This window comes from Ruegeria sp. F5 (assembly GCF_056533845.1).
The window spans coordinates 137219-152323 of the sequence record NZ_JBQFOU010000009.1 but is presented as its reverse complement, the minus strand read 5'-3'; the positions used below and the strand labels follow the sequence as shown (position 1 = coordinate 152323).

Below are 15105 nucleotides of genomic sequence, written 5' to 3'. Positions count from 1 at the left end.
GCAACCATTAGTTCAATTTGATACGTCTGTTGCCTTCAATTGGCAATCTCTAAATTCGAGCCATCACAGAGTCAATTGCAGGGCCACATTCAGGAGAAAAGAAATGAACATACTCGTTACAGGTGCCAGCAGCGGATTTGGAAATCTGATGGTGGCGGATTTGATCAAGGCCGGGCATCGCGTAGCCGGGACTGTGCGCGATCCCGGAGGACGCAACAAGGAGGCCGCGCAGACCTTGCGCAATCTCGGCGTTGAGGTTGTCGATATCGACGTGACAGACGATGCTTCCGTCGAAGCCGGCGTAGCCGCGGCAGAGGCCACGCTCGGGCAGATCGATGTGTTGGTCAACAACGCCGGTGCGGGTGCACACGGTCTGCAAGAGAACTTCTCTGGAGACGATTTTCAGCGCGTTTTTGACGTCAATGTCTTTGGAGTGCAGAGGATGATCCGCGCCGTCTTACCCAAAATGCGGGCACGGCAATCCGGGCTGATCTTGAACGTTACTAGCCTTCTTGGCCGCGTGACAGTGCCCTTCCTTGGCCCTTACAACGCGGCGAAATGGGCCGTGGAGGCGCTCAGCGAAAACTATCGCTGGGAGTTGAGCCAGTTTGGTGTCGATGTCGCTGTCATCGAGCCCGGCGGCTTCCCCACGAACTTCTTCAACAACCTCATTCAGCCGTCTTCGCGCGACCGGGATGCAAGCTATGGCGAATTTGCCGGAGCGCCCGAGGCCATGCTGCAAAGCATGGGGGAATCCCTAGCCAACAACCCGTTACAGGTTCCGCAGATCGTGTCGGACGCGGTGCTCGAGGTGATTCATACCGCGCCTGGACAGCGGCAGTTTCGCAATGAAGTGGACAAGAGCGGCATGGCAGACCCTGTCATTCCGATGAACGTGCAAGCGGAAAAGGCAACCGAGGTGCTCTTCACCGCCTACGGTATGGAAGGTATGATGAAGCTTAAAACTAACGTTGCCAACGCGGCCTAATAACTACGGCAGGTCTGGGGTTTTCCGGGCCTGTCGATCCAACACGAGCATAGGAGGAGCCTAGCCGATGACACACCCCGCATTTACCTCAGACTCTGTGGCCGTGATCACTGGGGGTGCTTCCGGCATTGGCCTCGCCGCAGCAGTGAAGTTCGCTCAGATGGGCATGCGCATTGTTATTGTTGATCAAGACACCGAGAAACTGGCTGCCGCGGCAAACATGGTGTCTGCCGCCGGTGCGGCCGATGTGATGACGTCTGAGACAGATGTCAGTGATCGCGCGCAACTAGAGGCGTTGGAACGGATGGTAGCAGACCGCTACGGCGGGGCAGACATCTTAATGAACAACGCTGGTGTCGGCGGCAAATCATCGACCATTGGGGACGCCACGGCTTGGGATAAGATGCTGGGCGTGAACCTTTGGGGTCCGATCCATGGCACTCAGGTATTCGCGCCAAATATGATCGCGCGAAACAGACCAGGTGCAATAATCAATACAGGGTCCAAGCAAGGCATAACCACACCACCGGGCAACCCTGCTTACAACGTCTCAAAGGCGGCTCTGAAAGCATTCACTGAGGCACTATCACATGAGTTGAGAAACGGCCCCGGCCATCAGATCACAGCGCATCTCCTTGTGCCTGGCTTTGTTTATACTAGTATGATCTCCCTGCCTGAAAAACCTGCCTCCGCTTGGACCGCAGAGCAGACGGTCGACTTCTTTGTCGACAGCGTGAACCGCGGGGACTTTTACATCCTCTGCCCCGACAATGATGTCTCACGTGATATCGATGAGAAACGCATTGCCTGGAGCGTGGGAGACGTCATCGAAAATCGGCCCCCATTAAGCCGATGGCATCCAGACTATAAGGAGGCTTTCGAGGCGTTTGTGGCGAAGGCTGACTGATCATCGTAAAAGTCCACCACTCAGTACAAGCTAAAGATTGAAGACTGTCCGGCTGCCATACGTGTTAGGCGGCGCCTTTCGATTTGCGTTTAATCTATCGTAAACAGCTCCTGTCTTTCAGCAACACCGCGCAATCTGTATTGCCCCAGGGAAACAAGGCTTGGAATGGAGTTTACTAAGTCGCCAGCCACCTTGTCGGAAACGACAATGTTCTGATCGAGCGCGTTGCACATGCCAAGAATACGGGACGTTGTATTGACTGCTGGGCCGACCACTGTGAAATCCAAGCGAGACCTACCGCCAATGTTGCCATAAAGAACATCGCCGGCGTGCAGCGCAAGAGTGAAACCGGTCGTTGGCAAACCATCCGCTTGTCGTTGTTGGTTGAGTTCGTCAAAGGTATCTCGCAACTCCGCTGCCGCGTGAATTGCGACGCTGCGCGCGTCCGGAACTTGATTGATATCGAAGATGGCGAGCATTCCATCTCCCATGAACTTCAGAACATTACCGCCATGGCGTTCAACTACGTCAACAGCTTCCGCGAAGTAATCGTTGAGCAATTCTATTATTGAATGTCCCGGAAGCGCCTCTGATAATTTGGTAAATCCTTGTAGATCAAAGTACCAAATCACGGCTGAAATGGTTTCGGATGAACCTCGGGTGATGTCCCCGGAAAGAACGCGCCTACTGGCGTCTTTTCCCAAATAAGCGGCGGTTATGTCTTCAGCCATCAGCCTGTTTGCCCCACATTTCAGCGTCAGGCAAAGTGGAGATATTAGTTGACGCAGACCGTCAAGTTGCTGGCTTGTGAAGCCCCCGCTCGCGTCGGTTGCCAATGAAATAATGGCGCCTTCCTCGGCCTGCATTGGATCAACGGGTGTAGCATTATCTGGAAGAAGGAAGAACCGTTTGACAGCGAAGTAGTCTGTGGCACCGCGCTCGCGAAGTTCGTCAAACAAAGGAAAATTAAGCTCCGGGTCGTCGACCGTCAGGTCTTGTCTAATCTCTTCAACGTTGTTTACCAAAAGATAGTAAATCGGGCTCAGAACGTATTCTTCAGGTGCATCCGTTCTTCGAATAAACTCTTTTCGCTCATTTTCTCCGTGCCTGTGCCAGCGGAAAGCGACTGTCCCAATCTCGGGATGATGTGCGCGCACAGTGATGTTTGCTCTTTGAAGTGGAATTCCCGCCGAAACAAGACGCTTGCAGAATGCTTCGAGCCAGATCTCCACCGGCGCATTCTCTAAGCCCTGTTGAACCAGCCAATCTGCTATGTCCTGGATGGCGGCGGTCAGTTCCCAGTTTTGGACTAAAGGAGCTGCCATGATGTCCTCTTTATGAGCATTCTGAACAGTTAGTTCTCAGTCTAATTCACTTCAAGGACACCTCAAATTCAATTCTCCGACTGCGCTCGCAGCCCAAACCGGACATTCATCGCCGAGCTTAGCAATCTTCGACATGCGCAACATTGCTACCGTCCCCGAAGCCAACACGAAGGTCAGCTAAGGATACACGCATCTCACATATTCACTGTCTCAGCCACTCGCACGTTGATATCTTTTCTCTGCGTCCATGCTTCCGTGTTTTGCTGAACGAACTGATCGATAGAGGTTGGTCGTGATCCGGTCAGATTCAGCACACTGTTAGTGACGCGATCCTCTGACCCGCCAGCAATTACACCGTCCATTGCCGCCAGCGTTCTAGCGTATTCTTCCCGCAATCCGAGGCTTTGATGACGCTCTGCCAGTTCATCGACGGTTAGGCGATGATGGGTGATCTTCCACCCCAATTGATTGCTCAGTGTTTCGGCAACGGCATCATAAGAAATCGCTTCCGGGCCAGTGAGTAAGTAGTCAGTGTTTTTGACTGACGGAGTGACCAGCAGCGTCGTTGCACAGGCTGCTATATCGCCAGCATCGATAAAGCCAACTCGGCCGTCCCCTGTTGCTGTGTAGATGGCGGATTCATCGCGAATGGGATCTCGGTGATGAAGCTCTGAGAAGTTCTGCATGAACCAGGTTGGACGCAGCACGGTCCATTCCGGAGCGTTGGAGCGCAACCAAGCGTGGACTGCGCCCATCATGGGTCCGCCTTCTTCCAAAGAAGAGGCACTGAGTAGCACGAAGCGCTGGACGCCCGCGGCAAGTGCCGCCTCAAGACCAGGCTGCATTGCTCCCAGTGAATCCACTGTGTCTGTGGGTGCTACGAGGTAGACCGCTCTGACGCCTTCGAAAGCATCAGTGAACGTAGGCGGATCGCTCCAATCGAACCGTAATTCATCTTTGTTTCGAGGACTGCGTGTTCCCACGCGGGGGGCCAGCCCTTTTGCATGTAGCTGTTTGACGACGCGGCTGCCAGTCTTGCCGGTGCCGCCGGTGACAAGGATGGAATTAGTCATCGATAAACTCTCCCAGCTTGGACTTAAGAACTTCGACGCCGCCGACAGCATTCAGCAGAACCTGTGGGTTCCAGTAGTCGCGATAGCGCGTGATACGTCCGTTTTGGACCTCGATGACCGAGATGTAGTTCTGATCGTAGCGCCCGGCCTCGCCTTTACCTTTGCAGGAGAATTCCAACACATAGGTTTCACCGTCTTTGGCAACATGGGTGACTGCCGGGCTCATGGATTCAAAGCTGATTAGGCCGCCTGCCGTTGGCAGATAGGCTGCCATCGTGTCTCGGCCGCGGAGTTCTCGCACAGAGCCTTCTGGAGCAAACGGGAACTCGAACACGATGCCTTCGTCACACATGTCCAGGAAGTTCTCGCCTGCTTCTGCGATGATTGCATTTCCGAGGGCACCGCGCAGCATCGCGCCAAAGCTGGGTATGTTATTCGTGTCAGACATGATTTCTTTACCTCTTGTTGTTCCCTTAACGGGAGGGTTGTTCTGTGAGTGATGACTTGGCTTATGTCGCTCTTCCAAACTGCATGATCAGAACACCTGCAATCGACAGCACAGCACCAGTGATGCGATAGAAGTCGGCTGGTCGAGGAGCGTTCCCAAGAAGCCCGTTCTGGTCCAGGATGAGTGCCATCGTCATTTGTCCAGCAACGACTGTGGCAATAAATGCGGCGGCCCCAAAGCGTGGGATCAGTACCATGGTCGCCATCACGTAAATAACACCGATCACACCTCCTACCCATGCCCAAGGAGGAGCCGCGTACAGTGATGATAAGCTTGGCAATGTCGGTCGAAGCCATGCGATGCCGACCACCAGGCAAACGAATGAAATTCCAAACGACAACAAAGTTGCCCAGAGTGGGTGGCCGGCAGCGCGGCTGAGCTCGGAGTTCATTCCGGCATGGATGGGTATCAAGGCCCCGCAAAGCAGAGGCGCAAACCACAAAAGTGCGATTTTCGGATCCATCTTTGCGTCCTTTCATCAGCCGCCAAAAACGGGTTGCGGTATCGACAAGTTTGCCTCAAAGTACAGCGGAACGATACCGTTTCGTCCTATATAAGGGAGAATTACGATGGAACGCAATAGTTCCGACGTAAAATATTCTGATCGGCCGCGTCGGAAGCCGGCCGGGGCTGCCGTTTTGCAAGACACGGTGACGAAAGCAATCCAACGCGCCTTGTTTGAGGAATGGGCGGAAACGGGTTACTCGGCTCTACGCATGGAGCGTATTGCGGCTCGCGCAGGTGTCGGAAAGGCGGCGCTCTATCGAAGGAGCAAATCCAAGTTTGAACTGGTGACCGAAGCGGTGAAATCAGCTGCCACGAATATCACTCCAATTCCGGACACGGGATCTTTTGAGAAGGACGTTGCCAGGCTTATGCGCAGAATGGCTGCAACTCTGCGCCATCCGCTTGTGAGGCGGATTCTGCCGGACCTACATGCTGAGCACGCTCGTTCTGATGAATTGGCAGAATTGCTGGAGAGTGTGACGCGGGATCGCCGGGCCCAAGCAATGATTATGTTGGACAGAGCCATTGAGCGTGGCGAGCTGACAAAAGACACAGATCGGCAAATGATCCTGGATATGTTTATCGCACCGCTCTACTGGCACGTCATCGTTCAGCATCGACCTGTCAGATCAGCAGACATTCAACGATTTACCAATCTGGTACTAAGCGCATAAAAATAAACAGTAATCATAAAGCAAATTGAAGAACTGAGGCGAAGGTCGCTTCAGATATTCGTCACCGCCTAACAGACTAGGGAACCCAATTTTTATGGGTAATCGCATAATTCAACGCTTCGAGATCTTCAGTCAGCTGGCTGAATGAAATTGGGCCACCAAGGCAAACCCTAACCGCTTCATCGGGCTCTCCTGTCACCGTAAACGCATTGCTCGGCATGATCCCGATTTGACGATTGGCCATGTGACTCATCACATCAGCTCTGCTCGACCCTTCGGGCAGCTTGAGCCAGATATTGAATGCTTCGTTGCAGTCGACGAAGTCTTGGTCCTGCATGATCTTGGCCGCCAAGTTCTGTCTGCGGTTCGCCTCCTTGCGGACAAACTTTTGCACTGCCGCGGCTGTACCATCCTCGATCCATCGCGCCATCAAAGCTGTTGTGATTGGTGACGCCATGACATTCGATGCCTGCAAGGCCCGCGTGAAGTGGGTTTTCGACAGCCCAGACGGAACCACCGTAAGCGCAAGCCTCAAACCAGCGCCCAGACATTTCGAAAGACCCGCGATGTACCACCCCAATTCGGGAATCTGCTGTGAGATAGGCGGTGGAGCATCCGACGACACAAACCGACAAGCGTCATCTTCAATCAAAGGCAAACCGTACTTGCCCAAAACGGACGCGATCTGCTGACGTCGCTCCATCGGAATTGTAAGCGTCAGGGGATTTTGCAGCGTCGGGTTCAGATAAAGAGCAGAAGGCGCGTGCTCTTGGATAGCGGCATCCAGATCATCAGGAAGAATACCGCTGTCGTCTGATCTCACGCCAATAAGCCGGATGCCAAGTTGAGCGCCTATGGCGCGAATACCGGGATACGTCACGCGCTCACAGATCACGGTGTCTCCGGGCTTGGCGAGCAATGTCAGGATCGACAGCAAACTGGCATGTGCGCCAGGCGTGATTGCCAATTGGTCTGCTGTAACGTCGATACCGTTGATGTTCATCCAGCGTGCTGCGGTCTCCCGGTCTTGCCGGCTCCCGATAATGGATTGGTAGCGAAGCAGAGGAACGAGGTTCGCAGCAACATGTGTGAGGCCCTGTTCCATACGGGCCACCAGAGCCGGATCATCTGGCTCCGGGGGCATGTTCATGTTCGGATCTTCTTCAAGCGCGCGGCGTGGGTCTGCTTTCTCTGAAGTTTCTTCTGGTTTCCGGATAAACGAGCCCCGGCCGACAAAGGTGTCGATATACCCTCGTTTCGCGGCCTCAGAGTACCCGCGAGAGACAGTTGTGAAATCCAAGCCAACAAGCTTTGCGACGCTGCGTTGAGGCGGAAGCCTGTCACCTGCATCAAGCACTCCTGTCTCTATATCATGTCTGATCGCTTCCGCGATCTGGACATAGAGTGGTTTCCCGTTGTCGCGCAGATTCGGCGTCCATGACTTCAAGGCATCATTCCATTCAATATATAAGATTGTGCCTGTCACGCTTATCCTTATTGCAGGCGAATTTCAACATATTGTCGCATGTGTCATCATATTGATTGGTTATTGATTGCATTGCGTCTGAAGATGAACTATCTGAGGCGCAACCGAAGGAGATCAAAGATGTCCGAACTTGCAATTGACGCCCACGACGACAGCGAAGAGCGCCCCATCAAACCCGCGATCATGAATGGGATGCGCCTCAGGTGCCCCAAGTGCGGGGAAGGAAAACTGCTGCATAGCTACATCAAAGTGAACGATGAGTGCTCGAGTTGCGGTTTGGATCTGAGCCACCAGCGGGCTGATGATGGTCCGGCTTATCTTACGATCCTGATCGTAGGCCACCTTATGGGGTTCGCATTGCACATCGCATGGGTGACATGGAGGCCAGAACCTTGGGTCTTGGCATTGAGCATGTCGGTCATCGCAGTAGTCGGTGCCTTGGCACTGCTGCCGGTCATGAAGGGTCTGATTGTTGGATACCAATGGGCCAAACGAATGCACGGGTTCTAGCCAACCGCCCTCCCAATGAATTCACAGCCCTTTCAGAGGATGGTTTCCTTGATGGATTTGAATTTCTATTCACTTGAGGCGACAGGAAAGACGATTGCGGATCTCACAACAGCCGCACCCCTTATTCCTGCGAGAACCCCTGTCAATGTGGCCTGGCTGAATGATGAGGATGATTACGACAGGCTGCGAACGGTGCGCCGGATCGACGACGCCGGACTATTGCCGGTGCCGATATTTGCAGCTCGTCGCCTTAAATCAAAGAAACACTTGTTTGACCTGACCGAAAAACTCCAGTTTGCGGGCGCACAAGGACAAGTCATGGTCGTTGGTGGTGACCCATCAAGTGCGTCGGGGCCATTCAACAACACGATGGATCTCCTTCGAACCGAGTGGATTGAAAAGTACGCGATCAAGAGGGTCACCTTGCCGGGTTTTCCTGAGGGAAACGCTGCCATAGGTTATCGTTCGGATGTGGCCTTACTAGGAGAAAAGGTAAAACTTCTGGAGTCCTGCGGGTGCAGGGTGAGCATAACCACTCAACTTGCCTTTGATCCCAACAGAATTCTCAACTGGATAAGCCAGCTTCGAAACGCGGGTGTTGGCCAGCCGATCCAAATTGGAATACCTGGGCCGACCAAAAAGGATCTCCTGCTCAGGTTTGCACGCAAATTTGGGGTTTCGGCTCGTGGGTTGAACAACGTGAGTGACACCGTGGACGGGAACGTTGATTTCTCCCGTTTGGTCTGCTTGATCGAACAAGGGCTGCAACGACGCAATTTAGCTGATGTTGCGGTTCACCTTTATCCTTTTGGTGGCGCGAAGGTTGTCGTTGAGTGGCTTGCTGCGATTAAGCAGACCAAACACGGGACGCTTCGAGAAAAATGCTAGCTTGAGGTAAAAAAGGCCAGCCATTGAGGTCGGCCATGCTGGTTATTCGAGAGGGCTTTTTCTGATTGTTGAAGGTGTCAAGCCGCCAGAGCGACTGAGTCCTTTCCAGCGGGGATCCGATGTGGACATGTGCTGTCGGTGACGGCCCTCCAGATTGCCTGAACGACATCCTCGGAGAAGGTGAACTCCTTCCCTTCGGTGTTCATGAAGGCAGCCATGGTTTGCTCGACGAACGGCTTGTAGTTTTCAGGCGTGTCATTGGATTCTGACATCATTGCCATTGCGTTCTTGCCAAAATTCGTCGTTGGGGCCTGACCTGGTAGAACGATATGGGTCCGGATACCCAGCGGAGCCAGTTCGAGGGCAAGGCATTCGGTGAAGGCGTTCACCGCAGCTTTACTTGCCGTGTAGACCGAAGCCAGCGGCAGCGGTTTAAGTGTGACACTGGAAGAGACATTCACGATCACCCCTGACCCCGTGGCGCGCATTTGCGGCAGCATCGCACGGACCATTTCCATGGTGCCGAACGTGTTGGTCTCAAAAATCCGGCGCAGGTTATCCTCTGATGTGCCCTCAAATGGGGAAAGCCAGCCGACGCCTGCGTTGTTCACCAAAGCGTCGATGGGGCCAGCAGCTTCCACAGCCTTTGCGATACTCTCACTATCCGAGATATCCAATGGCAGGATCGCCAAACGATCTGATACCGGCAATAGTGTTTCATCTGGCTTGCGCATTGTCGCGATTACCGACCAGCCCTGTTCGAGGAAGAAGCGCGAAGTCTCCAGTCCAAATCCCGAAGAACATCCTGTGATCAATACGGTCTTCATGACGTTATCTCCTATTCGTTGATGCCTTGAAAGTAGATGACGTCGTCAGTATTATATATAATCAATAGTCCTTTTCTTTTTATCAATGGTCCAAAATGGCAGATCCATTCTCTGAAATCATCACCCTCCTTCAACCCAAAGCGTCCTATTCCAAACTGGTGCATGCATCGGGACCATTTCGGGTGCATCGCGAGGATGTAAACGAGGCCTTCTACTGCTCACTTCTAACCGGACGTGCACGCCTGGAGGTCGAAGGAAAAGAACCGTTGGTATTGAATGCGGGTGATTTTGTACTGATACCTGCGGTTAAGTCCTTCACCTTTTCAAGCATGGACCCTCCGCCACCCGCTGATTTGGTCAACCACCCGGTGGAGGGTGAAGACGGTATTTTCCGGCTTGGGGCATCTGACGCGGATCCAGAAGTTCAACAGCTCGTGGGACACTGCACCTTTGCCAGCCCGGACGCTGATCTATTGATCTCTCTACTGCCTGATCTGATCTTTGTCCGCTGTGAGGGTCGGTTGGCTGCGCTTACAGGGCTTGTTCGCGACGAGGCTCGCGCAAACAGGCCGGCGCGAGATGTGATCGTCGAGAACCTATTGCAAGTCCTACTGATCGAAGCCTTCCGCTCTGGCGCGGACCCGGCCCCGACTGCTGGCCTTTTGCATGGGTTGGCAGACATTCGGGTTGGGCCCAGTTTGCGAGCCATGCACGCGGCCCCGGCTCACAGTTGGACTGTTCAAGCTCTTGCAACCGAAGCTGGACTTTCCCGATCTGCGTTCTTCACACGGTTCGAAGGCGTCATGGGAATGCCCCCAATGAGCTATTTGCAGAACTGGCGGATGACATTGGCAAAACACATGCTCCGGGCAGGCGATCTCAGTATTGCCGAAATCTCTGCCCAGACAGGCTATGGGTCGTCCAGTGCCTTCAGCACTGCATTTTCCCGCTATGTAGGATGCCCGCCCGCGCGCTACTCAAAGGCAAATCTACTGGAAGCTTCGGGATAAGTCCTCGGCGGTCAAAACAGGGTCTGAACCACCTTTGGAACGCTCATTCACAAACTGACGAGGTGGGCGACCCATGACCCTTTTGAAAGCTGTGTTGAATGCGTTTTCGGACTTATATCCGAAGGCATCAGCGACGGTCGCGATGGTGCATCGGGATGACAGGAGCTGATCGCTCGCTTTGATCATTCGAAGAACAGCAAGGTATTCCATGGGACTTTGTCCCGCGGCTTCTTGGAAACGCCTCGCAAAGACTGATCTCGACATACTTGCAACTTCAGCCAATTCGTTCAGCGTCCATTTCTTGCCGGGATCACTGTGCATTGCAGTCAGCGCCAAAGCTAAGCGCGTGTCTGCGAGCGCCTTAAGCCAACTCAGTTGGGTATCCTTCTCCGCATGATGATGACGCAGGGTCTGGATCAGGACCACGTGCGAGAGGTGATGAGCAACCAAGGCACTACCTGGACGATCATCGGCCAGCTCTTCCAGGATCAATCCAACTGAGTGAACCAGATGGGCGGCGATCTCTTCTTGCGCCGGAATAACCATAATCGACGGCAGCATCGAAATGAGTCTGAATGCGTGAGCTTGAGACACGGTAAAGCGGCAGCTTGCAATCATTGTGCCCCCGCCGCCGTTGATAACCGCTGGCTCCATTGAAAGTGGCGCTGTCAGAAGCTGCTCTACGGGTTCGGCTTCAAGAGAAGGATCGGTCTTGATCGCAAAAGGACGACCCGTCGGTAGGATAAAAAAGTCGCCTTCCCTAACCAGAACGGATTCTTTGCGGCCCTCAACAGACACCCAGGCATCACCAGAAATCATGGCGTTGCATTTCAGAGCACCCGCCTGATCGGGAAAGCCAATCGCAGAGGGATGCCCAAGGTCGAGACGACCTGCCAGATGGCTCTGAGGTTTCAGGATGGAGAGGATGTCAGAAAGAGGGTCCACGTGATCTCTGCCGATTGGGTTTGCGTCAAAACTCTATCAGCTAGAAGCCGTATATCCAAGAGATTGGGACGATTGCGAAGATTATCGAGATGTTCACTTATTGATAACGCCAGTTTTGCCTGTACTTTTTATGACGAAAAACCTGAACCGCTGCGCAGGTTTCAACACGTCATAGGAGATATCAATGCGCGTTTTTGTAACCGGAGCCACCGGCTATGTCGGGTCTGCCGTCGTCCGCGAACTATTGGATCACGACCACTCGGTCATCGGGTTGGCTCGTTCAGCATCCTCAGCCGAGACCTTGAAAAAAGTCGGTGCTGAGGCACATCACGGAGACCTTGAGGATCTCGACAGCCTGCGCGCAGGCGCAGCTCAGGCGGACGCTGTGATCCACCTTGGTTTCAACCACGACTTCTCGAAATTTGCAGAAAACTGTGCTCACGATGCCGAAGTGATCCGTGCAATCGGAAGCGAGTTGGCAGGCTCTGACCGGCTGTTCCTTGCGACATCCGGCACAGCGATACTGACGCCAGGTGTTGAGTCCAACGAAACAGACCTTGCTCCGACGGGCGACATGGTAAACCCCCGCGTAGCGACGGAACACGCTGGCGCGGAAATGGCGCAAAAAGGTGTGAAGATTGCTGCTGTGCGCCTCGCCCCCTCTGTACATGGCGCGGGTGATCATGGCTTTGTCCGGATGCTGGCAGACATCGCAACGCAAAATGGCGAAGGCGCTTACATTGATGAAGGACAAAACCGCTGGTGTGCCGTCCATCGCCTGGATGCAGCACGTCTTTACCGGCGTGCTTTGGAGCGCAACGAAGGCGGTGTTCACTACCACGGCGTTGCCGAAGAAGGCGTGCCTTTCAAGGATATCGCCGAAGCCCTGGGTCGCAATCTGGGGCTGCCAGTCTCGTCCAAAACCGGTGACGATGCGCAAGCCTATTTTGACTGGTTCAGTTTCATGGCTGCTTCAGACAGTCCGGCATCCAGCACATGGACCCAAGAGGTTCTGAACTGGTCTCCAGCAGAGCCAAGTCTCATTGCGGACATTGATGCTGGACTCTACTGCTCATCGAAAGACTAAGGAGGAAAAGAGTAGATAGGCATGAGATGTCAGCTTGGGTGTCTGTCGGAACGTAATTCTGGAAGCTATCATTCTCAATTTCGCAACCGGGTCAGAAATGCATAGCTTCCAGAGGGGGTGCCTTAGACGATACCACCATTGGCCCGCAGTGTTTGACCACTAATCCAGCGACCATCAGGCCCGGTCAGAAGCGAAACAGCAGCAGCGATGTCTTCGGGCGTTCCGAGCCGGCCAAACGGGTTCATCTTCTTGATGTTTTCAATCAATGCTTCGGGCTTTCCATTGATGAACAAGTCGGTCCCAACCGGCCCCGGCGCGACGGTATTCACGGTGATGTCACGTGAGCCCAGTTCTTTGGCCAGCACATGGGTCATCGCTTCCACCGCAGCTTTTGTTGCCGCATAGACCCCGTAGGTCGGCTGATAGAGCCCGACAACACTGGAAGACAGGCTGACAATCGCGCCACCTTTGTTCATGCGGTTGGCAGCCTCGCGCATGCCGCGAAACACACCACCAATGTTGATGGCGCAGTGAGCCTCGAAGTCGTCATCAGATGTAGATGCAACTGCACTCAGGTGCATAATACCCGCGTTGTTAACCAGAACATCGACAGAGCCGAAACCCTGTTCAGCCGCATCGAATAATCTTGGCATGCAGGATGGATCAGAAATGTCACCCTGGACTGCGATTGCTTGGCCGCCAGCTTTTTTGATAGCGTCTACAATCTCGTTCGCTCCGGCCTCATCACTTGCATAATTGGCAATGATTGCGTGGCCATCCTGAGCCAGGCGGAGTGCGATGGCTGCACCAATCCCTTTGCTGGCGCCGGTTACAATTGCGGTTCGTTGTGCGTGTACCATGTCTATCCCCTTTCTGTTTGAAGCGAAGATAGACAGAGAAATAATCCAGATAATGTGTCTGGTATTGGAATGACAATTCGATAAAAGCGAACAATGATCGACAGACTTGAAACCATGCGACTGTTTGTTCGGGTGCTGGAACGCGGGAGTTTTACAAAGGCCGCAGCGGATCTGAACATTCCCCGGTCCACTGCAAGCGAAGCCATCCAAAGACTGGAGCGTGACCTTGGTAGTCGGCTGGTAGATCGCACGACACGACACGTGGCTCCAACGCCAGATGGGCAGGCATATTACCATAGATGCGCGTCCATTTTGGCTGATCTGGAGGAAGCTGAAGGCGCATTGCGCGGGAACGAACCGTCAGGTCTTCTGCGCATTGACGCTCCCGGAACTCTGACACGGGTCTTTCTTCTACCTCACCTGACTGACTTTCTCGCAAAATACCCCAAGATCACCCTTCAACTCGGTCAGACAGAGCGCCTTGTGGATCTGGTGCGCGAGGGCGTTGATTGCGTCATCCGTGCCGGTATTTCTGATGATAGTGGAATGATCACGCGGCACTTGACCGATCTCTCCGAAATCACCTGTGCGAGTCCAGAGTATCTGGCCAAGTTTGGCACTCCCACGTCGGTAGAAGATCTGAAAGGCCATCAGATGGTCGGCTTCCTGTCTTCGCGCACCGGCGGCGCATTGCCGTTAGAGTTCAAGATCGGAGACAAGGTTAAGGAAGTTTCGTTGCCAGCGCTGGTTACAGCAAATGACGCAGACACAGTGCATCATCTGATCCGAGACGGGTTCGGGATCGGACAAGCTCCGAAATATCGTTTTCTGGAAGACTTGAGAGATGAGCGCCTTGTAGAGGTTTTACCGGAATCTCCACCATCGCCCACACCGCTGGCTGCTTATTATCCACAAAACAGACAGCTCTCCCCGCGCGTCCGGGTTTTCCTCGATTGGGTCGTTCGTATTTTCGACAAGGCCGCACTTTGACCAAATGTCTAGGGCCGTCCGCTCGACTTTGCAAAGTCAGCTTTCTGCGCATTGCTGTAATTGGGGTATCGCGCAGCATCGGTCAAAGTGGACTCCGAAGTAGACAGTCGCTGCACTCGGTGTGAGCAACTGCTATGCGAACAAAGCCGCCAGATGGTAAATTGGGTGGCTTCCCGATTTACTGATATCCGTCTGGGTCGTTGGGGGTGTGCAGCAATGTGCCTTCAAACGCGTCGAGATCATCAGTCATTTGCAACCAAGACAACCTGCTTTGATTGATATGCTCGACCGAAGTCCGCACTGCTCAGGACGTAAGAATGTTGATCTGCGTCTTTGTCTGCAAGCCGCCCGTGCAGGTAGGTTATACCTTCAACAGCACCTCCAAACGCAAGATCAGGGAAAGCAGGAGCCGCAAAAGTCGGAAAATCACCACCCAGTTCGAACAAAAGATCGAAATTGGTGGTGACGATCTGTGGTTCACCGTTTGGACTTGTTGAGATACGTTTTATGACGTCGTGGT

General features: G+C 53.7%; 17 protein-coding genes. 9 read left to right on the top strand and 8 right to left on the bottom strand.

Annotation, left to right across the window (positions count from 1 at the left end):
• The first annotated feature begins 103 nt into the window (after window positions 1–103).
• Entirely contained in the window at window positions 104–988 is an 885-nt protein-coding gene (locus ACR0K1_RS15320; RefSeq protein ID WP_480851197.1) for an SDR family oxidoreductase, read from the top strand.
• Between the two features lie 67 nt (window positions 989–1055).
• Window positions 1056–1895, top strand: coding sequence for an SDR family NAD(P)-dependent oxidoreductase (locus ACR0K1_RS15315; protein ID WP_480851196.1), 840 nt, complete (start codon window positions 1056–1058; stop codon window positions 1893–1895).
• Between the two features lie 89 nt (window positions 1896–1984).
• Here ACR0K1_RS15315 and ACR0K1_RS15310 read toward each other — a convergent pair whose 3' ends face one another.
• From ACR0K1_RS15310 to ACR0K1_RS15295, 4 genes are all read right to left on the bottom strand, one after another.
• On the bottom strand, window positions 1985–3220 hold the full coding sequence (locus tag ACR0K1_RS15310; protein WP_480851195.1) for an adenylate/guanylate cyclase domain-containing protein: 1236 nt from the start codon (window positions 3218–3220) through the stop codon (window positions 1985–1987).
• Between the two features lie 194 nt (window positions 3221–3414).
• Complete coding sequence (locus tag ACR0K1_RS15305; RefSeq protein ID WP_480851194.1) at window positions 3415–4293, bottom strand: ergot alkaloid biosynthesis protein; 879 nt, start codon at window positions 4291–4293, stop codon at window positions 3415–3417.
• Window positions 4286–4741: a nuclear transport factor 2 family protein gene (locus ACR0K1_RS15300; RefSeq protein WP_480851193.1), complete on the bottom strand. Its 456-nt coding sequence runs from the start codon at window positions 4739–4741 to the stop codon at window positions 4286–4288. Before ACR0K1_RS15300 ends, ACR0K1_RS15305 begins: the two co-directional genes overlap by 8 nt.
• 61 nt (window positions 4742–4802) lie before the next feature.
• The gene (locus ACR0K1_RS15295) at window positions 4803–5264 is read right to left on the bottom strand and encodes a DMT family transporter (RefSeq protein ID WP_480851192.1); all 462 of its coding nucleotides are present in this window, start codon (window positions 5262–5264) and stop codon (window positions 4803–4805) included.
• A 106-nt stretch (window positions 5265–5370) separates the two neighbouring features.
• Between ACR0K1_RS15295 and ACR0K1_RS15290 the strand changes: the two genes are divergently transcribed.
• Window positions 5371–5982, top strand: a complete 612-nt coding sequence (locus ACR0K1_RS15290) for a TetR/AcrR family transcriptional regulator (RefSeq protein ID WP_480851191.1) — start codon at window positions 5371–5373, stop codon at window positions 5980–5982.
• 76 nt (window positions 5983–6058) lie between these two features.
• Here the strand turns inward: ACR0K1_RS15290 and ACR0K1_RS15285 are convergent, their stop codons facing one another.
• Window positions 6059–7468, bottom strand: coding sequence for an aminotransferase-like domain-containing protein (locus ACR0K1_RS15285; protein WP_480851190.1), 1410 nt, complete (start codon window positions 7466–7468; stop codon window positions 6059–6061).
• 120 nt (window positions 7469–7588) lie between these two features.
• Between ACR0K1_RS15285 and ACR0K1_RS15280 the strand changes: the two genes are divergently transcribed.
• Both ACR0K1_RS15280 and ACR0K1_RS15275 read left to right on the top strand, forming a co-directional pair.
• The gene (locus tag ACR0K1_RS15280) at window positions 7589–7978 is read left to right on the top strand and encodes a DUF983 domain-containing protein (RefSeq protein ID WP_170337086.1); all 390 of its coding nucleotides are present in this window, start codon (window positions 7589–7591) and stop codon (window positions 7976–7978) included.
• 51 nt (window positions 7979–8029) lie between these two features.
• A complete protein-coding gene (locus ACR0K1_RS15275) occupies window positions 8030–8866 on the top strand; it encodes a methylenetetrahydrofolate reductase (protein WP_480851189.1) in 837 nt (278 codons plus the stop codon).
• Between the two features lie 77 nt (window positions 8867–8943).
• Here ACR0K1_RS15275 and ACR0K1_RS15270 read toward each other — a convergent pair whose 3' ends face one another.
• Complete coding sequence (locus ACR0K1_RS15270) at window positions 8944–9693, bottom strand: SDR family oxidoreductase (protein WP_480851188.1); 750 nt, start codon at window positions 9691–9693, stop codon at window positions 8944–8946.
• Window positions 9694–9788: 95 nt separating this feature from the next.
• Here ACR0K1_RS15270 and ACR0K1_RS15265 point away from each other — a divergent pair, with 95 nt between their 5' ends.
• Window positions 9789–10703: an AraC family transcriptional regulator gene (locus ACR0K1_RS15265; RefSeq protein WP_480851187.1), complete on the top strand. Its 915-nt coding sequence runs from the start codon at window positions 9789–9791 to the stop codon at window positions 10701–10703.
• Here the strand turns inward: ACR0K1_RS15265 and ACR0K1_RS15260 are convergent.
• Window positions 10683–11648, bottom strand: coding sequence for an AraC family transcriptional regulator (locus ACR0K1_RS15260; RefSeq protein WP_480851186.1), 966 nt, complete (start codon window positions 11646–11648; stop codon window positions 10683–10685). The genes ACR0K1_RS15265 and ACR0K1_RS15260 overlap by 21 nt on opposite strands.
• Window positions 11649–11832: 184 nt before the next feature.
• On the opposite strand from ACR0K1_RS15260, the gene ACR0K1_RS15255 reads away from it, so the two are divergent.
• Window positions 11833–12735: an SDR family oxidoreductase gene (locus ACR0K1_RS15255; protein ID WP_480851185.1), complete on the top strand. Its 903-nt coding sequence runs from the start codon at window positions 11833–11835 to the stop codon at window positions 12733–12735.
• A gap of 122 nt (window positions 12736–12857) precedes the next feature.
• On the opposite strand, the gene ACR0K1_RS15250 is transcribed toward ACR0K1_RS15255, so the two are convergent.
• Entirely contained in the window at window positions 12858–13595 is a 738-nt protein-coding gene (locus tag ACR0K1_RS15250) for an SDR family oxidoreductase (RefSeq protein ID WP_480851184.1), read from the bottom strand.
• Between the two features lie 93 nt (window positions 13596–13688).
• Between ACR0K1_RS15250 and ACR0K1_RS15245 the strand changes: the two genes are divergently transcribed.
• Window positions 13689–14585 carry a LysR family transcriptional regulator gene (locus ACR0K1_RS15245; protein ID WP_480851183.1) on the top strand — a complete coding sequence of 299 codons (897 nt, stop codon included), beginning with the start codon at window positions 13689–13691 and terminating at the stop codon, window positions 14583–14585.
• A gap of 317 nt (window positions 14586–14902) precedes the next feature.
• Window positions 14903–15082, top strand: coding sequence for a hypothetical protein (locus ACR0K1_RS15240; protein WP_480851182.1), 180 nt, complete (start codon window positions 14903–14905; stop codon window positions 15080–15082).
• The last annotated feature ends 23 nt before the right edge of the window (window positions 15083–15105 follow it).